At 39.4% G+C, this 23,380-nt stretch carries 22 protein-coding genes; 18 read left to right on the plus strand and 4 right to left on the minus strand.

Going from position 1 to position 23,380, the window contains the following annotated elements; translation table 11 throughout:
* Positions 1-91: 91 nt before the first annotated feature.
* Positions 92-2,464, minus strand: coding sequence for a M1 family metallopeptidase (locus tag G7074_RS08135; protein WP_124562034.1), 2,373 nt, complete (start codon positions 2,462-2,464; stop codon positions 92-94).
* Positions 2,465-2,475: 11 nt separating this feature from the next.
* Positions 2,476-3,060 (minus strand): HupE/UreJ family protein, encoded by a 585-nt coding sequence (locus tag G7074_RS08140; protein ID WP_124562033.1) that lies wholly within the window; start codon positions 3,058-3,060, stop codon positions 2,476-2,478.
* A gap of 240 nt (positions 3,061-3,300) precedes the next feature.
* On the opposite strand from G7074_RS08140, the gene G7074_RS08145 reads away from it, so the two are divergent.
* From G7074_RS08145 to G7074_RS08210, 14 genes are all read left to right on the plus strand, one after another.
* Entirely contained in the window at positions 3,301-3,966 is a 666-nt protein-coding gene (locus G7074_RS08145; protein WP_124562032.1) for a class I SAM-dependent methyltransferase, read from the plus strand.
* Between the two features lie 43 nt (positions 3,967-4,009).
* Positions 4,010-4,516, plus strand: a complete 507-nt coding sequence (locus G7074_RS08150) for a DUF6702 family protein (RefSeq protein ID WP_124562031.1) — start codon at positions 4,010-4,012, stop codon at positions 4,514-4,516.
* A gap of 133 nt (positions 4,517-4,649) precedes the next feature.
* Positions 4,650-5,918, plus strand: coding sequence for a hypothetical protein (locus G7074_RS08155; RefSeq protein WP_124562030.1), 1,269 nt, complete (start codon positions 4,650-4,652; stop codon positions 5,916-5,918).
* Between the two features lie 93 nt (positions 5,919-6,011).
* Positions 6,012-6,656, plus strand: a complete 645-nt coding sequence (upp, locus tag G7074_RS08160) for a uracil phosphoribosyltransferase (RefSeq protein ID WP_166207890.1) — start codon at positions 6,012-6,014, stop codon at positions 6,654-6,656.
* A 28-nt stretch (positions 6,657-6,684) separates the two neighbouring features.
* Positions 6,685-7,002, plus strand: a complete 318-nt coding sequence (locus G7074_RS08165) for a low molecular weight protein tyrosine phosphatase family protein (protein ID WP_124562028.1) — start codon at positions 6,685-6,687, stop codon at positions 7,000-7,002.
* Between the two features lie 47 nt (positions 7,003-7,049).
* Complete coding sequence (locus G7074_RS08170) at positions 7,050-7,739, plus strand: YjjG family noncanonical pyrimidine nucleotidase (protein ID WP_124562027.1); 690 nt, start codon at positions 7,050-7,052, stop codon at positions 7,737-7,739.
* Between the two features lie 78 nt (positions 7,740-7,817).
* Positions 7,818-8,522 (plus strand): DUF4476 domain-containing protein, encoded by a 705-nt coding sequence (locus tag G7074_RS08175; RefSeq protein ID WP_166207893.1) that lies wholly within the window; start codon positions 7,818-7,820, stop codon positions 8,520-8,522.
* An 18-nt stretch (positions 8,523-8,540) separates the two neighbouring features.
* Positions 8,541-9,059 carry a DinB family protein gene (locus G7074_RS08180; RefSeq protein WP_124562025.1) on the plus strand — a complete coding sequence of 173 codons (519 nt, stop codon included), beginning with the start codon at positions 8,541-8,543 and terminating at the stop codon, positions 9,057-9,059.
* Between the two features lie 42 nt (positions 9,060-9,101).
* Positions 9,102-9,695: a hypothetical protein gene (locus G7074_RS08185; protein WP_166207896.1), complete on the plus strand. Its 594-nt coding sequence runs from the start codon at positions 9,102-9,104 to the stop codon at positions 9,693-9,695.
* An 87-nt stretch (positions 9,696-9,782) separates the two neighbouring features.
* The gene (locus G7074_RS08190) at positions 9,783-11,111 is read left to right on the plus strand and encodes a flippase (RefSeq protein ID WP_124562023.1); all 1,329 of its coding nucleotides are present in this window, start codon (positions 9,783-9,785) and stop codon (positions 11,109-11,111) included.
* Positions 11,108-11,755 carry an FkbM family methyltransferase gene (locus G7074_RS08195; RefSeq protein ID WP_124562022.1) on the plus strand — a complete coding sequence of 216 codons (648 nt, stop codon included), beginning with the start codon at positions 11,108-11,110 and terminating at the stop codon, positions 11,753-11,755. Before G7074_RS08190 ends, G7074_RS08195 begins: the two co-directional genes overlap by 4 nt.
* Before the next feature lie 12 nt (positions 11,756-11,767).
* A complete protein-coding gene (locus tag G7074_RS08200) occupies positions 11,768-12,568 on the plus strand; it encodes a class I SAM-dependent methyltransferase (protein ID WP_240916502.1) in 801 nt (266 codons plus the stop codon).
* A 140-nt stretch (positions 12,569-12,708) separates the two neighbouring features.
* Entirely contained in the window at positions 12,709-13,626 is a 918-nt protein-coding gene (locus tag G7074_RS08205; protein ID WP_166207899.1) for a glycosyltransferase, read from the plus strand.
* A 120-nt stretch (positions 13,627-13,746) separates the two neighbouring features.
* On the plus strand, positions 13,747-14,202 hold the full coding sequence (locus tag G7074_RS08210; RefSeq protein WP_124562019.1) for a PA2169 family four-helix-bundle protein: 456 nt from the start codon (positions 13,747-13,749) through the stop codon (positions 14,200-14,202).
* A gap of 131 nt (positions 14,203-14,333) precedes the next feature.
* On the opposite strand, the gene cphA is transcribed toward G7074_RS08210, so the two are convergent.
* Positions 14,334-16,949: a cyanophycin synthetase gene (gene cphA, locus G7074_RS08215; RefSeq protein WP_124562018.1), complete on the minus strand. Its 2,616-nt coding sequence runs from the start codon at positions 16,947-16,949 to the stop codon at positions 14,334-14,336.
* Between the two features lie 292 nt (positions 16,950-17,241).
* Between cphA and G7074_RS08220 the strand changes: the two genes are divergently transcribed.
* The 4 genes from G7074_RS08220 to G7074_RS08235 all read left to right on the plus strand — a co-directional run bounded on the left by G7074_RS08220 (position 17,242) and on the right by G7074_RS08235 (position 22,251).
* Positions 17,242-18,117: a cyanophycinase gene (locus G7074_RS08220; RefSeq protein ID WP_124562094.1), complete on the plus strand. Its 876-nt coding sequence runs from the start codon at positions 17,242-17,244 to the stop codon at positions 18,115-18,117.
* A 57-nt stretch (positions 18,118-18,174) separates the two neighbouring features.
* Positions 18,175-19,017, plus strand: a complete 843-nt coding sequence (locus tag G7074_RS08225) for an isoaspartyl peptidase/L-asparaginase (RefSeq protein ID WP_166207902.1) — start codon at positions 18,175-18,177, stop codon at positions 19,015-19,017.
* A gap of 29 nt (positions 19,018-19,046) precedes the next feature.
* Entirely contained in the window at positions 19,047-19,730 is a 684-nt protein-coding gene (locus tag G7074_RS08230) for a hypothetical protein (RefSeq protein ID WP_124562016.1), read from the plus strand.
* 346 nt (positions 19,731-20,076) lie between these two features.
* Positions 20,077-22,251, plus strand: a complete 2,175-nt coding sequence (locus G7074_RS08235; RefSeq protein ID WP_233603961.1) for a carboxy terminal-processing peptidase — start codon at positions 20,077-20,079, stop codon at positions 22,249-22,251.
* 130 nt (positions 22,252-22,381) lie between these two features.
* Here the strand turns inward: G7074_RS08235 and G7074_RS08240 are convergent, their stop codons facing one another.
* On the minus strand, positions 22,382-23,314 hold the full coding sequence (locus G7074_RS08240) for an SPFH domain-containing protein (protein ID WP_124562014.1): 933 nt from the start codon (positions 23,312-23,314) through the stop codon (positions 22,382-22,384).
* Positions 23,315-23,380: the final 66 nt, after the last annotated feature.

Raw genomic sequence — 23,380 nt, forward strand, 5'->3', positions numbered from 1 at the left:
CGAAAAGTAATTTTGTGTGGGTGAATTGAAAAAATACTTAAACTGCTTACAAATAAAAAATCCCCGCTGAGGCTCAACGGGGATTTTCTTGTTATTTACTTGCAGCCTGCTGCATTGGGTTCTTCCCAACCGACTGGCCTCTAACGGCACCACCGGTTTTGGCTTTGTAAACTCTAAATTTACTTTCTTTTGCTTTACCACCCCAGCCATTGTTACTGGTATCGATATCAGCTGTTTCACGTAATGGATCTACTAAAATGGAAGCCACTTCCTTATCTTTTACGTAAAATTTAGAAGTTTTCAATTCATTGTGTCTCCAAATCTGCGCAGGGATACGATCAATTTCTTTGGTGCCATCTTTATAGGTAAACTCAACAATGATTGGCATAACCAAACCGCCTTTATTGCTAAAACTTAGCTCGTAAAGGAATTTGTTTTCATATTTATCCTGATCAGCAGATGCGACTACTTCAACAGGAACAGCTCCTTCCATTTTGGTTACCACAGTGGTATCGATGCTCACCATTCCTCTATCGTATTTATAATAGAAATCCTGAGCGGCAGTATTTTTATCTACATAGAAATTGATTTTCTTGTCTTCGCGGTTTCTGATTTTCGAAATATCTTCAAAGGCATTTACAGCAGGCTTATCAATCTTAACCATTCTAGATCTTGCTGCAGGCACTTCTTTCGGGAAATCGGCTTTTGCAAATTTCACACTGTCCAAAGCAATATCACATGGATCGGTTCCGTAAAACCAACCTCTCCAAAACCAATCTAAATCCTCACCACTGGCATCTTCCATGGTACGGAAAAGATCGGCAGGTTCTGGGTGTTTAAAAGCCCATCTTCTGGCATACTCTTTAAATGCGTAGTCAAATAGTTCTCTGCCCATAATCGTTTCGCGAAGAATATTTAAACCAGTTGCAGGTTTTGAATAGGCATTCGGGCCAAAACGAGCAATATTTTCTGAATTGGTCATAATTGGTTCCAACTCATCTTTTGGCAGTTTCATGTAATCTACAATGGTATAAGCCGGTCCTTTTTTACTTGGGAATTTATTGTCCCAAAGCTCTTCTGTTAAATACTCAACAAAGGAATTTAAACCTTCATCCATCCAAGTCCATTGACGCTCATCACTATTTACAATCATCGGGAAAAAGTTGTGTCCAACTTCATGAATAATTACACCCAGCATCCCATTTTTGGTGCTCTCACTGTAAGTCCCATCTGCATCTGTACGACCATAGTTGAAACAGATCATCGGATATTCCATTCCATTAGCTGCCTCAATACTTTGCGCAACCGGATATGGATAAGGGATCGTAAAATCAGAATAGGTTTTAATGGTATGGGCTACGGCACGGGTAGAAAATTTGCTATACAAATTGTAGGCTTCTTTTCCATAAAAGCTCATGCACATTACGGTATTGTTATTAGCCTGTATTTTTTGAGGCATGGCATCCCAGATAAACTTACGTGAAGAGGTCCAGGCGAAATCGCGCACATTGTTTGCGTTGAAAACCCAGGTCTTTTTAGCGGCCGATTTCTTAGCTTCGGCAGCTTTAGCCTCAGCTAAAGTCTGAATTTCAACTGGCGCTGCAGCAGTTTTGGCTGCATTATATCTGCTTAACTGAGTTGGGTTTAAAACCGCACTGTAGTTAATACATTCGCCGGTTGAGCCTACAAGGTGATCAGCCGGAACGGTCATTTGCACTTTAAAATCGCCAAAGGTTAAGGCAAATTCGCCTCTTCCTGTAAACTGATGGTTTTGCCATCCCTGAAAATCGCTGTATACACATAAACGTGGGTACCATTGAGTCATGGTAAACAAATAATTCCCGTCAGCCGGGAAAAACTCGTAACCTCCACGGCCGCCAACAGCCATACGGTCTGTAATTTTATAGTTCCAATCTATGTTGAAAATCAATTTCTGTCCGGTCCTTAACGCAACAGGTAAATCAACACGCATCATGGTTTTGTTAACGGTATATTTTAAATTTTTACCCGTAGCATCAGTTAATTTAGTAATATTTATACCGTTACCATTATTGCCTTTTGCACTTAACTGATCTAAACTTTGTGTGGTGCCAAAAGCAGGCATTTTAGTTGCATCCTGGTAATTGGCATTTTTATCGGTGCTGTGTTCGTTTTCATCGAGTTGCAGCCAAATGTAAGTTAACGGATCGGGCGAGTTGTTAGTGTAGGTTACCGTTTCTGACCCGGTGAGTAACAGGTTTTTCTCATCCAATTCACATTTGATGTTATAATCGGCACGTTGTTGCCAATATTTAACCCCTGGTGCGCCACTGGCAGTACGTTGTTCGTTTGGTGTAGGTAAAATGGTACCCAATTGTTCAAATTTATTCCCGTGGTTACTACCAGGATTATTCTGAGTATTTTGGGCAAAAGCTAAACTACCTGAAAAAAGTAGCAAGCCTGTTAAAGTAAACAGTTTATTCATTATGATGTTAGTTAAAATGGAATTCGTTCTAAAGCCATTTTTAAAGCCAGGCTAAATACGGCTGCCGATATAAATAAAACCCAGCTCAGGCGCTTGATCCGGGTATAATTAAAAATTAAAAAGGTAATGAACAATACAATCATTACTAGAAAAATCTGCCCTGCTTCCAGGCCAACATTAAAGCCAAAGAGCCCCCAACCTATATTTTGGTCTTTGGCCAGCATCATTCTGATGGAATTGGCAAAGCCCATTCCATGTATTAAACCAAAACCCAGGGCCAGGGAATAGTTAATTTTAACCGATTTCAATGAAAAGTTCTTTCTGAACATATTACTGATTGCGGTAATTACAATGGTACAGGGGATTAAAAACTCTACCCATTTACTATCGAACCTGATGTAATCTAAAACACTTAAAAGCAAAGTTAGCGAATGACCAATGGTAAAGGCGGTAACCAATATGAGTACTTGTTTCAGATTTTTGTAGCTGTAAATGGCAACAAGTGCCAAAACAAAAAGCTGATGATCCAAAGCATCAATACTGATAATGTGTTCCCAACCTAGTTTAAAATAAAAGACAAAATCTTGTAACGGCATGAATAGTAAGCGAACTATCTCGGTTAAAAATAGTTTATAAAGACTAAAATTATACTTTTAATTACAAAAACACCAAATATCCTTTACAGAAAACGATAAATCCCAAATTTGTTACTGTTTTTAAAACAGCTAGTTCTAAGAAACACCTGTATTTACAGTTGTAAACTAAATTGTTGTTTCATTATACAGGGCCAACAAGGTATATTGGTACGGGTAATTTATTTCATTTTATATGGTGTTATGCTAAGGCTTAAATATTATTTTCAAAAGCCCCAAAAGGGTTTTGATCCTGTTCCAAAAGCCTTTGCAGAAAAATATGCGGCCAACGAATACAGAAAGGTAGATGGTGCGGTTATAGATGCAATAAATACCCGTGTAACCGATTTCAGGGATAAAAGTATTTTGGACCTGGGAGCAGGCCCGGGCCAGTACAGTATTGAATTTGCCAAAAGGGGCGCGAAAGTTACCTGGCATGACATTAGCCGCAATTATTTGGAGATCGCTAAAAACAAAGCTGAAAGCGAAAGCATAGCGCTAAACTTTTCGCTGGGTTACCTGGAAGAGGCACGGGGTAAATACGACATGATTTTTAACCGGATATGCTGGTACTACTGCATTAACGATGATCAGTTTGCCACACGTATTTATAACCTGGTTAAAAAAAATGGCTTCGGTTTTATTGTTGTTAATAACGAAAAATTTCTTCAGGAAGAACTCACAAAAGAACGCGGATTAAAAAAAATAATTATCAGACTCAGTTACTGGATCAACGAAAATTTTAATATTAAACTTACACATGTACATCCCTCACACCAGAAACTGAGCAGAATATTTGCCCGTTTAGATTTTAAAAGCCTGCAGGTAGAACGCCTCGGACATAACACCTTGATTACATTTAACAAGTAGCCAATTTATCTGTTAACTTTGCGTTATAGTCCAAAATATACCTATGCGTAAATTAAAATTTGTTGTTCTGCTGTTGTGTTGTACATTTTTTGCTGTTGAGGCAGGCATTAAGCACCCTTTACATGTGAGTACTACAGAAGTAAATTTTAATGCAAAAGACAAAACGCTTGAAATTAGCTGCAAAATTTTTTCAGATGATTTTGAATCGATTCTAGCCAGATTATACAAACAAAAAACAGACTTAAGCAACCCCAACATGAAAAACGCGATGGATGAGCTGGTTAAAAAATACTTGTTATCGCATTTGCAGGTTAAGGCCAATGGAAAAGTAACAACCATGAATTATATTGGCTTTGAAATAGACCACGAAGCCACCAATATTTACATGGAAGTTGAAAAAATATCAGCTGTAAAATCGATTGAAATTAACAATACCATTCTCTACGACCTATTTGATGACCAGATGAGTATTGTACATATTGTGAAAGGTCCTGTCCGTAAAAGCAGCAAAATACTCTACCCTGAAAAGAAGTTTGTGGCAAACTTTTAATTGTATTTTTTGTATTAGATAATGGTTAGGCGTTAGATTACCATTAATTTTAGTAGCTATATTATTTAAGTTAGTATGAGCTGAGGAATATTTCTTGTTATCTTTTTTTAAATCCGTATTGTTAAAATAAGTTATGCACCTAATCATCTTCTCCAACATATTAACGCCTCGGATTAAATATATTTTCAGTTTTATTTTTAAGGATATACTGAAAACAGAAGTGGAATTTACAGGCAATAGTCAGTATTTTCTGCAAAGCGACTGTGTAAAAATCAACTATGGCGATGAAGCCCTGGGTGATGAACTTTTCTTTAAAAGTACACCGTTGCTCTTCTCCAAAAAACTCGAAGAAATCAAACTTAAAAGCATTTCGTTTGGCGATTACCAGGTTCCGTTTGCGGTAGAGGGCTCTGCATTGACTTTTGATGTTTTTGCAGCTTCATTTTTCATCATCAGCAGGTATGAAGAATATCTCCATCAAAAAACTTCTGCAACGGATTTTAACCCCGCTAAAAGCCGGCAACACAAATGGCGGGTTTTAAACCGGCCGGTTATCGATGAATGGGCATTGATCATCAAGAGCATGATCCTGAAAAAGCATCCGAATTTTAAATTCCATGAGAAAAAATTCTATCATCAACCCACCATCAATTTCAACATTACACCCAAAATGCCGAAAGGTGTTTTAAATAAGGCCAGATTTATTTTCAGTTCGGTTTTCAAAAAGGAAAACGGCTATTTCCGTTCAAAATTTGATCAGCTAACAGGTGTTAGTGTAAAAAGTGAAGAGGTACTGTATCAGGTAAACCAGCTATTCCTTACTAAAAAACACCAGCCTTTATACTTTGTAGATTTCCCATCAGTACCATTAGCTCACAGTAACATAAATGGGATCTCAAAAGCCCTTACCGCGAAAGCAGTTGGATTATTAAGGCCATGTGCAAGCGACAAACATAAAATAAACGAAATTAAAGATGGCCTGGCAAAGCTGAAGAAAATTCGTCCGAATATAGTTCCTTTAAGCAGCCAACAATTGGAAATTTTAAAATTTCCGGTCTGTTATTTGAACATCCTCAATTCTGGCATCACTACCGATTATTCTATGGGTTACAGCACAGTACCCGGTTTCAGGGCAGGAACCTGCACACCTTTTAACTGGTACGATTTACAACTCGAAAAGGTTACGCCTTTAACTGTAAACCCTTACTGCCTAACCGACCACATGCTTCAGCATTTAACTACCGACGACGCTATAAAAACGGTGAACCAATATGTAGATGCGGTAAAAGTGGTAAACGGCACTTTTTACAGCAGCTGGCAGCTAAAAAGTTTATCTGAGAACCCTAAGTATAAAAAACTAAAAAGAGTGTTTAATGAGATGCTTAATTACGCCGGCAATTGATTTTAATTTAAATTCTTAAGCTTAAAATTGCTAAATTTAGGGCAGAAAACCTGTTATCGTCTATCTTTAAACAGGCACAGCAAAACCAATATTATGATTTTCGATCTAAGCAAAACCCAGTCTATCGCCAATACCTTTATTGCCGAACTTCGGGATGAAAATATCCAGAAAGACTCGATGCGTTTTCGAAAAAATATGGAAAGGGTTGGAGAATTTTTTGCTTACGAGATCAGTAAATCACTTAAATATACATCCGCAGAAATCACTACCCCACTTGGATTGTCAACATGCGAAGTATTAACCGAACAACCTGTGCTGGCTACCATACTCCGTGCAGGTTTGCCATTACAGCAGGGTTTACTTAACATTTTCGATAAAGCAGCGTGCTGTTTCATTTCGGCCTACCGGAAAGTTAAAAAGAGTGGCGATTTTATTATCCAGATGGATTATGTTTCTACGCCCGATCTGGAAGGCAGGGTTTTGATTATGGCCGACCCGATGCTAGCCACGGGCCAAAGTATGGTGATGTGTTGTAAAGAGTTGATTAACCGCTATAAAATTGCCGAACTTCATATTGTTGCCGCCATAGCCAGTACTGAAGGCGTTACCCATGTTAGGGCCAATTTGCCTAAAGCAAAACTTTGGCTTGGGGCCATTGATGAAGAAATGACCAGCAAATCGTACATTGTTCCAGGTTTAGGCGATGCCGGCGACCTGGCTTACGGAGAAAAGGTTTAATTAGCAGCCTTCTTAAAATCCATAACCTGTGAATATTCTATTTGTATGCAGTAGAAATAAATGGCGCAGTGCCACTGCTGAAACACTATATAAAAACCATCCCGATCATGATGTGCGGTCGGCTGGCACCGCATCATCTGCCAGGATCAAAATCAACGCAAAACTCATTTTGTGGGCCGATGTAATTTTTGTAATGGAGAAAAAGCATAAACAAATCCTTACCGAACGTTTCGAAGACGAAACGTTGGAGAAAGAAATCATCATCCTGAACATCCCAGATGATTATGAGTATATGGACGAAGAACTCGTGGAAGATATTCAATCAAAAATGACAGCTTATTTATAATTCCAGCCGCAATAGCACCTACCTTTGCAAAAACTACAATTACATTAATGAAAAAACATATCTTCTTCGACCTCGATCACACCATTTGGGATTTTGATCGCAATGCCGAAGAAACACTGAAAGAGCTTTACCAGACCTATAAATTAGATACACTGGGTATTACATCCTGTAGCGATTTTATTAGCATTTACACCGAAAACAATCATTTGCTATGGGCCGATTATCATTTGGGAAAAATTACCAAAGATTTTTTAAGGGCAGAGCGATTCAGTAAAACCTTCATTCAATTGGGTATCCATCCAGATGCTGTACCACACCAGTTTGAAGCTGATTACGTAAACATTTCACCAACAAAAACCAATTTGTTTGCAGGTGCCGAGCAGGTATTGACCTATCTACAACAAAAATATACCCTGCATATTATTTCGAATGGATTTAAGGAAACAACCTTAACCAAAATGAATTTATCGAAGCTAAATCCTTATTTCGAAAATGTAATTATATCGGAAGATGTTGGCGTTAACAAACCCAACCCTATTATTTTCGAATATGCACTCGATAAAGCAAAAGCACTAAAAGCTGAAAGCATTATGATTGGCGACAGTCTTGAAGCAGATATTTATGGCGCATTAAACTTTGGCATGGAAGCCATCTTTTTCAACCCTATGGAAAAAGAAAAACCTGAAGATGTGACGCATCAAATTGTTCACCTTGAAGAGTTGTTGAAACTTTTTTAAGTTTACTCCTCTTTTGTTTGGTTTTGGCATTGCTTTGGCAAAGGTTTCAATACACACACAAATGAAACCTTAATTAACATGAAAAAAACCATCTTATTAGGCCTGGCAATGCTCTTTGCTACCCTAAGTTTTGCTCAAAACAACCGCAGTGCAGCTGAAGTATTCCTGCAAATTACCAAACCCGGCAAGTATATGGTATACTTAGACGATGAACTTGTGGGATCGGCTACGGGCAGATTCCGTTTTTACGATGTATACAATTCTAAACCCGAGCTGTCTATAATGCAGGGCGATAGATTAATCTTAAAAGAGCCGATTAACGTAAATGCACAGGAGCGTCTCGTTTTAGGCTTCGATAACGGCAAGCTAAATGTAATTAAACAGCTTAGCCTGTTCCGCAACAATCAATACGCTTTAGATGATTTTTATGGCTATAGCGGAGACCCCAAAGGTGATATTTCTCTAAGACCAGACAGAGGACAAGTGAGGAATTACAATTTAATGTCTCCTGAAGCCTTTCAGCAGTACTTTAGTTTGTACAAAAAAGAAAGATTCGATGACGGCAGATCGAGGTTAATCAAAGCAACAAGTAAAAATGCTACTTTTATCACTGAGCAAGTAAAATACCTGCTCAAAGAATTTTCTTTCGACGATCAGCGTTTAGAGACTGCCAAACATCTGTATTCAAAAACTTTAGATAAACAAAACTATACCTTATTGGCCGAGACATTCAGGTTCTCATCCAGTAAAGATGATTTTTTGAATTTCATTGCTAAAGAATAATTCGCTTATCTTTATTATATGAGGGCTGCAAAAATAAAGGCATCGATACATAAAACGGTCGATGCTTATAAATCAAAACTATCTGCTTATGCTGACGATATTTTTCAGCAGCAACCACCTATAGCTGGCTGGAGTTACAGCGAAGTATATTCGCATATTTTCGATTCAAGCCTGCTATCGTTAATGGCTTTAGAACATGCAGCAAAAGGCAAAGGCGAAAATAAACCTACTCATTTTGCTGTTAAACTCATTTTGCTTTTAGGTGCGCTCCCTCCGGCGCAGCAATATAAAGTACCTCAAAGGCTGGCCGACAGGGTAAAAAAAATCAGCAAAACAGAAGCACTCGATTTTATTTTAGAGTTTGAAGAGGCTTTAGCTGACAACTATCCTTTGGTTGGCTTAGCTACCGCCACCTGCAAAACCAAGCATCCACGACTAGGTTATTTAAATGCCAAACAATGGCTAAGGTTTATCGAAATTCATTTAAAACATCACCTCAGGCAGTTAGAAAGAATAGAAAAGAGTTTTCAGGCGTAAATTAATTTCACCATATTTGAGTAATCCTTAACACTCAACCTCATGAAGAACGCTTTTTATCTGTTAGCCCTTGTTTTTTGTTGCGCCTGTAAAAGCGAAAAAAAAGAAACCGCACAGGCCATGATTCCCACACCTGCGGGGATACAGGGACTGCAGAAAGGCAATACAACAGCAGCTCCATCAGTCAGCACAAAAAGTAATCTTATTTTTAATCCACCACATGGAGAGGCCGGCCATACCTGTGCATTGGCAGTTGGAGCGCCGTTAAATAGAACCGCTGCCGTTCAACCCAAACAAGCAGTTGTAACCCAACCTGCTCCGGCACCCGCAGTGCCTGTAGCCAATACCGCAGGTAAAAAATTAAATCCCAAACATGGCGAAGCTGGTCATCGGTGCGATATTGCAGTGGGTGCTCCCTTAGATTCGAAACCTTTAGCTGTAGCAAAAACAACTACGGTTCAGCCAACAGTTACACAAGTTTCGAACATTAAAGTGGGCAAGGGCTTAAACCCACCTCATGGACAACCCAACCACCGTTGCGACATTGCCGTTGGTGCTCCATTAAACAGCAAACCTGGCCCAATCGTAGTTCCCCTCCGGCTGTCGAAACCAAAACACCGGAAACCAAAACCATAGAAACGAAAAGTGAAGGAAAATAGTCATTGCATAATTTGAATTTTCAACATCGCGCTTAACGCACATTTTTTTCACATCTTTGCGTTGATGAAATTACCCGCCATAAAAGGTTTTGACGAAGAAGCATTTAACAAGTATTTTAAAAATACGGGTTGGTTAATGTTAGCCAGAGTTGGAAGTTTAGTAATCAAGATTTTAGCAGGATTTGCGATTACCAACTACTTAGGTAAGAATCAAAATGGTATTTTAAATTATCCGACAGCCTTTACAACATTCTTTGTCGCAGCTGCAGCTCTTGGCTTAGATGGATTTACAACCCGAGAACTGCTTCGTACACCAGAAAACAGAGATCGTTTATTAGGAACGGCCTTTTGGCTTAAGCTTTTAGGGGGAATTGCTATCGTTCCGCTAATATATTTTGCTTATACTTTTTGGAATGCAAACAGACCCATAGAAACGCCCTTGGTTTACGTACTCATTGTAGGACTTACGGGAATAACCCAAGCTTTTTACATAACCGACAGCTACTTTCAGTCTAAAGTTCAAGCCAAATATGTAATGCGCGTTCAGGTATTTGGAAATATTATCTCTGCAATAATAAAATTGATCTTTATATTCTTGAAATTAAGTGTTGGATGGTTTGTTTTTGCTCTATTACTTGATACCATAATTCTGGCCACTGGATATATCTATTTTTATCGTATAAAAGTTGGAAGCATTTTCAAATGGGTATTTGATTCTACACTCGCAAAATATCTTATCAAACACTCTTGGCCACTTGCACTGTCTGCGGTTCTCGTTTCAATATACATGAAAATAGATCAACTCATGGTAGAAAATTATCTGGGAACGGGTGCTTTAGGAATTTATTCAACTGTTGTACAGCTAAGTGAAAGCTGGTATTTCATCCCTGTTGCCATTGTAACTTCAGTATTTCCGGCAATAATGAATGCAAAGAGGGATAATCCAGAAAGATATATTAAGCGTTTGCAAAATATGTATGATCTAATGGTTTGGATAAGTTTGAGTGTAGCTATTTTCATGACTTTTGCTTCACCAATCATATACAGAATTGTTTACACGCCTGAATTTTGGGATGGTGCTCACGTATTAACGGTTCATGTCTGGGCGGGAATATTTGTTTTCTTAGGTAGTGCCAGCGGCCAATATCTGATTGCCGAAGGCTATACCAAATTATCTATGTTGCGCACTGGGATGGGGGCTTTAGCAAACATTATCTTAAACATCCTATGGATACCTAAATATGGCATAATGGGGGCTGCCCTGGCGACGCTGATTGCTTATTTTATAGCAACTTTTTTTATTTTATTAATCCCTAAAACCCGCCAACAGGGTATAATGATGTTAAAATCATTACTTTTGGTTACAGCATTTCAAAAAATATTTAAACGTTGAGTACTCTTAAAGCATTAACAACACTAATTGCCAAGCCAAACAGGCTTAAGGCATTATTATCATACGGACATAAAGGATACTTGAACAGCATTGGCTGGTTTATGGCCTTTGATAAAAAACAGGCCGTAGATGGAAACGGGAAGGCATTACCCTGGGTAACCTATTCTTTTATCGATTTCATTAAAGAAAGAATCAACAAAACGCAGCATATTTTCGAATATGGATCGGGCAGCTCTACGCTATTTTATGCAGAGCGCGCAGGTTCGGTTACATCGGTAGAGCACGATAAGGGTTGGTACGATAATGTAAAAAATACAAGCCCTGCCAATGCCGAAATGATATTCTGCCAGTTAGAAAAAGATGGCGAATACGCTAAAAAAGCAACCCTGCTTAACCGCAAATTCGATATCATTATTGTAGATGGCCGCGACCGCGTAAATTGCTGTAAATACAGTGTGGACGCTTTATCAGCAAACGGTGTTCTGGTTTTAGATGATAGCGAGCGTGAAGTTTACCAGCAAGCACGCGTACTTTTAAAAGCACAAGGTTTTAAAGAAATCAGTTTCAGCGGAATTTCGCCCGGCTTATTTTACGAAAAGGCTACTTCTGTTTTTTACAAGGAAAACAACTGTTTAGGTATTTAATCCTACTATGTTATGCTAAGCGAAGAAGTAAAAACGGCCTACGATAATTTTTATACCAATAGTGATGTAGCCTGGCGTATGCTCGGCGCCAAATATAAAGCGCAAAACATTGTTGAAGTTTGCAAAGGCATTAAACCTCAAAAAGTTTTAGAAGTTGGTGCTGGCGATGGCAGTATCTTACACTTTTTAAACGAATGGAGCTTCGCACCCGAGCTTTATGCTTTGGAAATTGCACAAAGTGGTGTCGATATCATTAAAGAACGCAACCTATCTAAACTGAAAGAAGTGCAAACCTTTGATGGCTATAAAATCCCTTATGAGGACGATGCTTTCGACCTAGTGATTTTGGCGCATGTTTTGGAACACGTAGAGCACGAACGCATCCTTATCCGCGAATTAAAACGGGTAGCGAAATATATCGTAGTAGAAGTACCCAAAGATTACCGGTTTGGCGTAGATCAACGCATGAAACACTTTTTGGATTATGGCCACATTAACATGTACACACCAACTTCGTTAAGATTTTTACTGCAAAGTGAAGGCCTGGAAATTTTAGCCGATAAAGTTTCTATGACGGCAACCGAAACTGTAAAATTTAATGAATTTATTAACCGCAAAGCCCCGAAAACCTTTACTAAAAACTTAAAAATAGAACTGGAATACCGCATTAAAAAAGCTTTAGGCAATTTACTGGGAAGAAAAAACAAGAACAGTTTGCCAATGCGTACACCGTACTCACTCAAAAATCAGATTCTAACCTTCATATATTTTAGACAGTATTGCACGATAGCGAAATCGTCATTTCGAGCGTAGTAAAACGAATCCGAGAAATCTGTCTCGAGGTAGATCTCTCACAGCTCGAAGCAGGCGGGCGATTCACTGCGTTCCGGTCGAGATGACAAGGCGCAAAACGATTGTCCAATTTATTGATAGGTAATTGAAATAAAACAAACATGCAAAAACTTGCCCCCATAGCCCTTTTCGTTTATAACCGCCCGCAGCATACCGAGCGCACACTAAACTTTTTGCAACAGAATGAACTGGCAGCCGAAAGTCAGTTATTTATTTTTTCGGATGGGGCAAAAACTCCACAGGATGACGAAAAAGTTAAAGAGGTAAGGGCCATCATCAATAAAACCAAAGGTTTCAAATCCGTTAAAGTGATTGCGCGACAGGAAAATGCCGGTTTAGCCAATTCTGTAATTGCTGGTGTAAGTCAATTGGTTGACGAATATGATCAGGTAATTGTTCTTGAAGACGATCTGGTTACTTCGCCGCATATGTTAAGCTATTTTAACGATGCTTTAAACCGTTACCGCGACGAGGAAAAAGTAATGCATATCGGTGCATACATGTATCCCCTGGCAGCTGAAAAGCTCCCCCAATCGTTTTTTTATCGTGCTGCCACCAGCTGGGGATGGGCTACCTGGGGAAGGGCCTGGAAAAACTTCGAACCCGATATCAACCTTTTAATAAAACAGTTCGATAAGAAAAAGAGAAAAGCCTTTTCTATCGATCATACCATGAATTTCTGGAAACAAATGTTGGAATTTAAAAAAGGAAAAAACAATAGCTGGGCCATCAGGTGGTATGCTTCTATTTTTTTAAAAGGCGGCTTAACACTTAACCCTTCGCAATCCTTAGTCAACAATATCGGGCACGATGGAACCGGGGTACACTCGGGCATAAACGATATTTATAACGTAATTATCAACCCTAAACCCATAACAGAGTTTCCAACCTTAATTGCTGAAGACGCTAACGCATACAAATCAATAAAAGGATTTTTGGCCAAAAGGAAAGGAAATATGGTAACCCGCATCAGGCGTTTTGTTAAAGAAAAACTGACGCAGTACTTTTCTAAAAAATAGCTTTCTGTTACAAACATTGCCAAGCGTATAGCCTCTTGTTGTAAGCTATTTAAAAAATGACAAACCTTTTTTTAAACGGTCATGTTCTTTTTATACATCGAAACTATAAAAAATAAAAACATGAAAACAACAACAGCAACCGCAGAAGTATTAAACGATCTTGTCCAAATTAACAACGACCGCATTGAAGGTTACGAAAAAGGCCGCCAGGAGTTAAAAGATGGTGATGCCGATCTAAAATCACTTTTTCTCAATATGATTGGCGAAAGCCAGAAATATAAAATGGCTTTGGCAACTGAAGTATCGGCCTTAGGCGAAGACATTGAAACTGGAACGACCAATTCAGGCAAAATTTACCGGGTTTGGATGGATGTTAAAGCCATGTTTACCGGAAATGACCGCCAAACGGTTTTAAACAATTGCGAATTTGGCGAAGATGCTGCACAAAATGCTTATAAAATGGCTTTAGAGAGCGAAGATCTCCCTGCTAACATCAGAGAGCTGATTTCCGATCAAAAAGCATCGTTAAGAACCTCGCACGACGAAATTAAAAGACTGCGCGACGCACATGCCTAATTGAGTACTTATATAAAAACGAAAAACTCCCCTGGTTTATAACTGGGGGAGTTTTTTCTGCATATTGCTAGAGAAGAGATTTCTCGACTCCGTTGCACTTCGCTCGAAATGACGATATTCGATGCGAAAAACTAAGCTTCCAATTCTTTATCCAAATGTTCGGTAACCCGCTGAATGGTATTATCGATCGTGTTGCTTAAAATGGTTAGATAAGAACCTTTTTTAGCGGTCTCAATTGCTATTTGCAAACACTCAGTACTTTTGTTATTGATAATAATTTCCTTGTTCGGATCAACTTCCTTAATCCCTTTCACCAGTAAATCTACCAATTCGTGCTGTGCACGTCCCCGAAGGTATTTCTCCTGACATACGTAAATTTTATCAAACATCTGAGCCGAAATGCGGGCTGTTTCTATAATATCAGCATCTCTTCTATCGCCGGTTGCCGAAATAATACCCACATGCTCGGTTGCTTCTACGCCTTGCAGGAAACCTTTAACGCCGTTAAAGCCATCAGGGTTATGTGCAAAATCTACCAGTACTTTAAAATCTTTGAATCTGAAAACGTTCATCCTTCCCGGCGTGTGTGCAGCAGAAGGAATAAAAGTCTCTAATGCCAGGCGGATATCTTCAGGTTTGTAGCCCCACAAATAAGTTGCCAATGTTGCAGCAAGCACATTCTGGATCATAAAATTTACCGAACCGCCAAAAGTTAGCGGAATATGGGTGGCTTTATCTACCCTTAATTTCCAGTCGCCGGTTTTTATGGTAATGTAACCATTCTCGTAAATAGCGGCAATGCCACCCTTTTTACAATGCTCTTTAACTACCGGATTATTTTCATCCATGCTAAAATAAGCCACATTACAGCGGGCATCTTTCGCTATGCGTACGCAATAACCGTTATCAGCATTTAGCACGGCCCAGCCCTTACGTCTAACCGCCCCGATAACAACTGCTTTTACGCGGGTTAAATCGTCGAGGTTATGGATATCAGAAATCCCCAGGTGGTCTTCCTGAATATTGGTTACCACGCCGATATCGCAGGCATTAAAACCTAATCCGGCTCTTAAAATTCCTCCACGGGCTGTTTCTAGTACTGCAAATTCTACCGTCGGGTCCTTTAAAATAAATTCAGCACTCACCGGCCCAGTGGTATCGCCTTTCATTAACATGGTATTGTGTACGTACACCCCATCACTGGTGGTAAAACCTACACGTTTACCATTACTGCGGATAATATGTGCAATTAAACGCGTAGTAGTGGTTTTTCCGTTTGTTCCGGTTACAGCGATAATTGGAATCTGTGATAGCTTTCCTTGCGGGTAAAGCATATCTATAACCGATGCAGCCACGTTTCGGGGTAAACCTTCGCTAGGCGCCAGGTGCATCCTGAATCCAGGTGCAGCATTTACTTCCAAAACAACACCTCCGTTTTCGGTTAATGGCTGGGTGAGGTTTTGCGCCATAATGTCTATCCCGCAAATATCAAGTCCAATTACCCTCGAAATCCTTTCGCAGATAAAAATATTTTGTGGATGTACAATGTCGGTTACATCGATAGATGTTCCCCCGGTACTCAAATTCGCTGTAGATTTTAAGTAAACAATCTCTCCTTTTTCAGGGATGGTTGCTAAAGTATATTCTTTCTTGGCCAATAAATCCAGTGTGTCACGATCAACCGCAATTTCGGTTAGCACATTCTCATGCCCGTAACCGCGGCGTGGATCTTCATTCTCCTTATCAATCAGTTCCTGAATAGTATGAATTCCGTTCCCCCTCACATGTGCCGGATCGCGTTGCGCAGCGGCGATTACTTTATGGTCGATTACCAATACACGAAAATCGTATCCGGTAACGAATTTTTCAATAATTACCCTTCTGGAATAAGTTTTGGCATATTCGAAAGCTGCTATCGCGGCTTCCATGGTTTTCACATTAATAGTTGCTCCCTTACCATGGTTACCATCCAAAGGTTTAAATACCAGTGGGAAACCCACTTTCTTAACCGAAGCTTCTAAATCATCGATATTTGAGATGGTTACCCCAGCTGCTACTGGAATGGCGGCTTCGGTAAGCAAGCGCTTGGTTTCCTCCTTGTTACTGGCAATATCTACGGCTATACTGCTGGTTTTTTCAGTCATGGTTGCCCTGAAACGTACCTGGTTTTTACCATAACCCAATTGCACCAACGAACTTTTATTCAGCCTAATCCACGGAATGCTTCTACTCACGGCCTCTTCTACAATAGAAGCGGTACTTGGACCCAGCGCCTCAAGCTCCCTGATCTCTTTCATCCGGCGGATATCATGCTCCAAATCGTACTCTTTGTTGTCGATAAGTGCTTCAGCAATCCGTACTGCTGCTTCAGCAGCATACACGCCCACTTTTTCTTCCAAATAGCTGAACACCACATTGTAAATTCCTTCGGTTTTGGTCATACGAGTTCTGCCAAAGCCAGTATCCATCCCCGCAAGGGTTTGAATTTCCAAAGCAATATGTTCAATTACGTGTCCCATCCAGGTGCCCTCTTTCACACGGGTAAAAAAGCCTCCCTCTACACCTTTAGAACAACGGTGGGTAAACATGCTGGGTAGCAATTTCTCAATCCTTTCGCTAAATCCTTCGATCACATTGGTTGGCTTCTGCTCCATATCCTCCAAATCCAAACGCATCTGAATTAGCTTTTTCCGGTTAATCGACCAAATGTTTGGCCCTCTTAATACTTGTATGTTTGATATCTTCATGTAATATTTTGCTCGCTTTTAATGTTAAACCAGGCTTTGGGGTGGCCAAATTTCTTCTCAATTTACAACATAAAATGCTGACTGTAAATTATGCATTTATTCTCAGAATAGCGCCTGCCTTTGGTTAAATCAATTTTAAAGGGTATTTGTTTTATTTTTAGGTACATGACTGTTAATTTTATGTTATATTATTTCAACCATTGTTAATAACTTAAATAATATTGACAAAAAAAGTCGCGTTTTTTATCATAAGCCTATATATTTGGATTTTTTGATATCAAATACACAAAAAATGGTTCCGGAAGGTAAACTCATCATTATTGGCGGTGCAATAAACACAGGCAGCTTTGCCGAAACTCAATTCGGATTGCCCGATAACATGAACTTTTTTGAGCGTGGAATTTTAAAGCGGATTACAACCGAATCTGCAAGAGATACCGAATCACGTTTCGAAATTATCACAACGGCATCATTAATGCCCGAAAAAGTAGGCGAAGAATACATAAAAGCTTACGCACAATTAGATGTACACAATGTTGGGGTATTAAATATCACCAACCGTGAAGAAGCCAACGCCGACGAAAACTACGAACGTATTAAAGCGGCAGAGGTAATTATTTTTACCGGCGGCGATCAGCTTCGCCTTTCATCTATTTTTGGTGGCACTAAAATTCATCAGCTCCTGCTCGAAAAATACAGAACCGAGCCAGTAGTTATTGCAGGTACATCGGCCGGAGCAGCAGCCAGTTCAAAAAACATGATTTACCAGGGCAGCAGTAAAGATGCCTTATTAAAAGGTGAGGTTAAAATTACCGGCGGACTTGGCTTTATTGATGATGTAATTGTAGACACACACTTTGTACAACGGGGCAGAATTGGCCGTTTATTATATGCAGCAGCTAGTAATCCGGGTATTTTAGGCATTGGCCTTGGCGAAGACACCGGTCTTTTCATTTCGGATGGCCACGTGATGGAAGCCATAGGCTCTGGTATGGTAATTTTAGTAGATGGCCGTACCATGGCCGACACCAATTTAACAGATGTTGAAATGGGACAACCGGTATCAATCAAGAACATGGTGGTGCATGTAATGTGCGATGGCGACGTTTACGACCTGAACGATCATAGTTTGGTTATCCAGCATCCAAAAGTAGCCCCGATAGCATAATTCAGTTGGCAATAATTGTTAACTTGATACAAAATCGTACTACTTGATCCTAACAAAATGAAACTAATTATACACGGAGGCTTTTTTAGCGAATCATCCACCAACCAGGAAACCAAAAAAGCGAAGCAAGATGCCCTCGCAGAAATTGTAAGCCTTGGCCATGCTTATTTGCAGCACCATACTGCTTTAGAAACCGTAGTTTACACCGTTGCCTTACTCGAAGATAACGAGCTTTTTAACGCGGGAATCGGTTCGCAAATTCAAAGCGATGGAAAGGTACGGTTAAGTTCGGCCTTAATGGATGGTAAAACTGAAAAATTTAGCGGTGTAATTAATGTTGAAGATATTAAAAATCCGATCAAAATTGCGCAAAACCTACTGACATATGATGACCGTGTTTTAAGCGGACAGGGTGCACAGGATTTTGCACGCAAAAACGGATTCGAATACTTTGATCCTATTACGGCTCAGCGCCAGGCAGAATACGAAGCCAAATTAAACCAAAAAAAAAACAAAGGTACCGTTGGCTGCGTAGCCCTCGATGCAGATGGAAATATAGCCGCAGGTACTTCTACAGGAGGCAAAGGCTTCGAAATTCCCTGCCGTGTAAGCGATTCGGCTACAGTGGCGGGCAATTTTGCCAATGCCCATGCAGGTATTTCATGTACCGGTGTAGGCGAGGATATTGTAAGTGGCGCACTGGCCGCCAAAATTGTAACACGGGTTACTGATGGCTTTTCTTTAAAAAATGCTGCCGATAAATCTTTCGCCGAACTTAAAGCTTTTGATGGCTTTGCAGGCATTGTAGGCATATCTGCAGCCGGAGAAGTGTACCACTGCGATTCTCATCCATACATGGTTTGGGCATCTTTCGATGTTAATTTACAGGTATTTAGCTGAAATTAAATTTAAAGTATTATTTTTGTTGCATGACCAGGATTGTATTGGCTTTAATTGGCCTTTTTGCATCAGTACAACTACGAGCTCAAAATATCGACAAACCGGAAATTCAGGAACCAAACGGAGGTAACGCAATCAATATTGCCGTATCTAAATTTGAACTGGAAGATGGCAACTCTTTTTTTGAGGAAGCAGAAGATTTAGAGCGAAAAGGCGACTACAATGAAGCGCTAACCTTATTTGGCAAAGCAGCCTTCGAATACAATGCGGTAAAAAATTTTAACCGTTATGGCCAGGCTGTGATCAAAATGAGCACCATGCACTACCAGCTGGGCCGCTTTTCTGATGCCGAGCAAATCCTGCTAAATGTTGCCTTAAAGAATTACTCTAAAACCGGCAATAGGGCGGGAGTAATGAATACCTACAGCCTATTGGGCAAAGTTTATCTCGCCAATACCAAATACACCCAATCCATGTGGTTCTATACCCAACAGGGCATATTGGCTAAACAATTAAAAAGCAACAACTCCTACATCGAATCGATGCTGGGTATTGTGCAGGTTAAAATTAAAAAGAAAGATTTTAGCCTGGCCCTCCGCGACTTAAAATCGGCAGAGTGGTTTGCCAACTCTGTTAAAACAACCCAATATAAAGGCCAGATTAAAGACGCCAGGGATGTTATTGCCAGTAAAACTGCTGGAAAAAAAGGTTAACCACAGTTCCCTCAATTCTGATTATTTTAATCATCACAATCAACTTAGCCACTCCATTTTCGGCAAAACCGCCCGGAAACAGGCTAAAAAACGTGCTTCAAAAATAGAATTCGCGTCTAAACTGACCATTTATCGTCTGCAAATGGTCAAATTTCAATACTCAAATAAAACAAAAAATAAGCGTTAACGTTCTCCTATAGTTATTGTTAAATAAAAAGCTTTTAGCTAGATTTGATTAAGTTTTAACAAGAGACGGTAATAATGCTGTCTCTTTTTTGTTTTTTTGCTAAAATGGTATCATATTGGCTATATAGAATTGGAAATGGATTTTAAATCATTTAAAGAGATGTTAAGAAGAATATTTTTTGTAATTTTTACTGCAGCAGTACTTGCTTGTCATGCTGCACCTAAAACTCAGCCAATGGTTGAGGGTGTTACGAATGTGAAACCAGATGAGCAACAACAACTCGTTATTAAAGAAGTTGTTAATTTAATTGAGAGCTACAATTACAAAAAAATTCAGGTCAACGATTCTATATCTTCGCTTATTTTAGATAAGTATATCAAATCTTTAGACCCGGGAAGAAACTATTTCCTGGCTACCGATATCAAAGAATTTGAAAAATACAGATATACGCTTGATGATGACTTTAAAAACGGTGATTTAAGCGGTCCGTTTTACATCTATAACGTTTACGCAAAAAGATTAAATGAATACTTTACTTATTCTTTGGCGCAGATTAAAACCAAATTCGATTTTAACCAAACCGATAGCTACGTTTATGATCGCGAGAAAATGCCTTGGGCTACTACCTCAGCTGCTTTAAACGATACCTGGAAAAAACGTGTTAAATACGAACTGGTTAACTTAAACCTGGCCGGCACAACAGATACTAAAAACGTAGAAACTTTAACCAAACGTTACCAGAATTTACAATCGCAAACCTCGAAAACCAATAATCAGGATGTTTTCCAGATCCTGATGGATGCTTTTACCGAGTCTATAGATCCACATACTAATTATTTTGTGCCGGCAAGGGCTACAGAATTTAATGAGGAAATGTCGCGCTCGTTCGAAGGTATTGGTGCCCGTTTACAATTGGAAAACGAGGTAGTTAAAATTTCAGAAATTATTCCTGGTGGACCAGCCTTTAAAGGCAAACAATTAAGCGCTGGCGACAGGATTATTGCTGTAGCACAAGGCGATGGCGAGTTTGTTGATGTCATTGGCTGGAGACTTGACGTAACTGTAACCAAAATTAAAGGCCCTAAAGGAACCAAAGTACGTTTGAAAGTAATTCCTGTAGGAAAAGAAATGTCGTCTAAGCCAGTAATTATTGAGCTTGTAAGAGAGAAAATAATTCTTGAAGACCAATCGGCTAAGAAAAAAGTTAAAACCATTAACTCAAACGGTAAAGATTATAAAATTGGTATCATCTCATTGCCTGCATTCTATGCAGATTTTAAAGCCGCAAATGCAGGTGATAAAAACTACAAAAGCACCACCCGTGATGTAAGAAAATTGGTTGATTCTTTAAAAAACATCGATAAAGTGAATGCTATTGTATTGGATTTACGTGGAAACGGTGGTGGTTCTTTGGTTGAAGCCATTTCGTTAACCGGTTTATTTATCGATAAAGGCCCTGTTGTTCAGGTGAAAGATTTACGTGGTAAAATAGAAGTAGATGAGGATGAGAATAGCGGTGTAGCCTGGAATGGTCCATTTGGCGTAATGGTAGATCGTTTAAGCGCCTCTGCATCTGAAATTTTTGCCGGAGCGATTCAGGATTATGGTCGCGGTATTGTAATGGGCAGCCAAACCTATGGTAAAGGTACTGTTCAATCATCAATCGACTTAAACAAATTGGTAAACCCAAGCATGTTGCAAAGGGTAGCCGGATTAATAGCTAAAGATAAAACTGTTGGTACTTCTCCAAGTTCAGCCAACCCTGCCGATATTAACTTAGGCCAGATTAATTTAACCATGGCTAAGTTTTACCGAGTTGCGGGCAGCAGTACACAGCATAAAGGAGTAACACCTGATGTGGTTTTCCCTTCTGTGTACCCAATGGATAAAATTGGAGAAGATACTGAGCCATCTGCCCTGCCATGGGATGTGATTGCAAGCTCTAACTTTAAACCAGTAGCCAATTTAGCTGCTGTTAAGGCGCAACTGATTAAAAACAGTGAGCAACGCATTGCCAGTTCGTTAGATTTTAAATACCTGAAACAAGATATTGCCGAGCTGAAAAAACGTGATGCTGAAACTTCAGTAACCTTGAACGAAGCTAAGCTTAAAGCAGAGCGCGATGCACAGGAAGCTAAATCGCTTGCCAGACAAAACGAATTAAGAGCATTGAGAGGCTTGCCAGCAATTAAAAAAGGGGATAAAATTACGAAACAAGATGCTTTCGATTTTATTGAAGATGAATCATTAAAAGTAATGGGCGATTTTATGCAACAATCGGGTAATTATGTAATGAACCTAGGTATCCCTGCTGCAGAAAAAATAAATAAATAAGTAGTAATACTTAATCATAAAAAAGCCTATCAGATGTAAAATTCTGATAGGCTTTTTTTATTGAAATAAAATTGAAAAATCAGGATAAAACCTGGATATCTAAAGTGTTTTCACTTGTTAACTTTGAGTTTTAAGCCTTTTTAGCATTATTTTGCGATTGTTGCATCGCCATCATTTCTTTCATGGTTTTATTCATGCCTTCAGTGCTTCCATCTAAAAAGATCACATTACCTTCGCTATACTCAGCAAATTGTTTAATTGCCTCTGTCCACATGGTGAATAAAATTACCGAGGTATCTAAATTGGCTTGTTGCATTTCGTGTGCTGCATTGGTCATACCCTTTGCTACCTCTTCTCTAAACAAGGCAATACCCTGACCACGTAACTGGGCAGCTTCGCGTTCGGCAGTAGCAGCAATTTTAATGGCGTTACCATCTGCTTCAGCAGCCTTGGTTTTAGTAATCAATAAAGCCTGACCCTCGTTTTCTGCGGCTGCTTTTAAGTTATTAGATGCCACTACGCGGCTCATTGAGCGCATAATTTCTTCATCAAAAGTAATATCATTTAACTGAAGATCCTGGAGGTGATACCCCCAGCCATCTAAAACCTGGTCAATCTGCTCTTTAACATGTAGTACAATTTCATTACGCTGCGCCAATACATTGGCTTGCTTTTGTGTAGCCACGTAAGCCCTTATCGAACCTTCAATGGTTCTAATCAATGCTTGCATTAAGTTTGTAGCATCAACGAATTTAAAAGCCACATTTTTGATGGTCTCTTCGTCCTGGTTAATTACCGAATACAAAAGCATGGCTTTAAAGTATACATTAGCCTGATCTTGCGTAACTGCCTGGAAAGATAATTCTACAGAGCGGTTCTGGATTGAGATACGGGAGTAAATCTGTTCAATTAATGGAATTTTAAAGTTTAGTCCTGGTCTTAGCAGTCTTTGATATTTACCAAAAACGGTTACAACCGCTATTGTTCCCTGTTTAACGGTTACAAATGAGCTTAACAGGATAATTACCCCGAGCGCTATGAGAATGTAAAGTGTGTATTGCATAATTAGATTTTTTTATGAAGTTATAAAAATTCATACAAACTCCATCAGGCATTTTGTAGCTTTAAG

It is taken from the genome of Pedobacter sp. HDW13 (genome assembly GCF_011303555.1).
Taxonomy (GTDB): domain Bacteria; phylum Bacteroidota; class Bacteroidia; order Sphingobacteriales; family Sphingobacteriaceae; genus Pedobacter.

What these genes read in the sequence shown, in the direction of transcription:
- G7074_RS08135 (WP_124562034.1), bottom strand. Translation starts at nt 2,464, where the DNA reads ATGAATAAACTGTTTACTTTAACAGGCTTGCTACTTTTTTCAGGTAGT.
- G7074_RS08140 (WP_124562033.1), bottom strand. Translation starts at nt 3,060, where the DNA reads ATGCCGTTACAAGATTTTGTCTTTTATTTTAAACTAGGTTGGGAACAC.
- G7074_RS08145 (WP_124562032.1), top strand. Translation starts at nt 3,301, where the DNA reads ATGCTAAGGCTTAAATATTATTTTCAAAAGCCCCAAAAGGGTTTTGAT.
- G7074_RS08150 (WP_124562031.1), top strand. Translation starts at nt 4,010, where the DNA reads ATGCGTAAATTAAAATTTGTTGTTCTGCTGTTGTGTTGTACATTTTTT.
- G7074_RS08155 (WP_124562030.1), top strand. Translation starts at nt 4,650, where the DNA reads ATGCACCTAATCATCTTCTCCAACATATTAACGCCTCGGATTAAATAT.
- upp (WP_166207890.1), top strand. Translation starts at nt 6,012, where the DNA reads ATGATTTTCGATCTAAGCAAAACCCAGTCTATCGCCAATACCTTTATT.
- G7074_RS08170 (WP_124562027.1), top strand. Translation starts at nt 7,050, where the DNA reads ATGAAAAAACATATCTTCTTCGACCTCGATCACACCATTTGGGATTTT.
- G7074_RS08175 (WP_166207893.1), top strand. Translation starts at nt 7,818, where the DNA reads ATGAAAAAAACCATCTTATTAGGCCTGGCAATGCTCTTTGCTACCCTA.
- G7074_RS08180 (WP_124562025.1), top strand. Translation starts at nt 8,541, where the DNA reads ATGAGGGCTGCAAAAATAAAGGCATCGATACATAAAACGGTCGATGCT.
- G7074_RS08185 (WP_166207896.1), top strand. Translation starts at nt 9,102, where the DNA reads ATGAAGAACGCTTTTTATCTGTTAGCCCTTGTTTTTTGTTGCGCCTGT.
- G7074_RS08190 (WP_124562023.1), top strand. Translation starts at nt 9,783, where the DNA reads ATGAAATTACCCGCCATAAAAGGTTTTGACGAAGAAGCATTTAACAAG.
- G7074_RS08200 (WP_240916502.1), top strand. Translation starts at nt 11,768, where the DNA reads ATGCTAAGCGAAGAAGTAAAAACGGCCTACGATAATTTTTATACCAAT.
- G7074_RS08205 (WP_166207899.1), top strand. Translation starts at nt 12,709, where the DNA reads ATGCAAAAACTTGCCCCCATAGCCCTTTTCGTTTATAACCGCCCGCAG.
- G7074_RS08210 (WP_124562019.1), top strand. Translation starts at nt 13,747, where the DNA reads ATGAAAACAACAACAGCAACCGCAGAAGTATTAAACGATCTTGTCCAA.
- cphA (WP_124562018.1), bottom strand. Translation starts at nt 16,949, where the DNA reads ATGAAGATATCAAACATACAAGTATTAAGAGGGCCAAACATTTGGTCG.
- G7074_RS08220 (WP_124562094.1), top strand. Translation starts at nt 17,242, where the DNA reads ATGGTTCCGGAAGGTAAACTCATCATTATTGGCGGTGCAATAAACACA.
- G7074_RS08225 (WP_166207902.1), top strand. Translation starts at nt 18,175, where the DNA reads ATGAAACTAATTATACACGGAGGCTTTTTTAGCGAATCATCCACCAAC.
- G7074_RS08230 (WP_124562016.1), top strand. Translation starts at nt 19,047, where the DNA reads ATGACCAGGATTGTATTGGCTTTAATTGGCCTTTTTGCATCAGTACAA.
- G7074_RS08235 (WP_233603961.1), top strand. Translation starts at nt 20,077, where the DNA reads ATGTTAAGAAGAATATTTTTTGTAATTTTTACTGCAGCAGTACTTGCT.
- G7074_RS08240 (WP_124562014.1), bottom strand. Translation starts at nt 23,314, where the DNA reads ATGCAATACACACTTTACATTCTCATAGCGCTCGGGGTAATTATCCTG.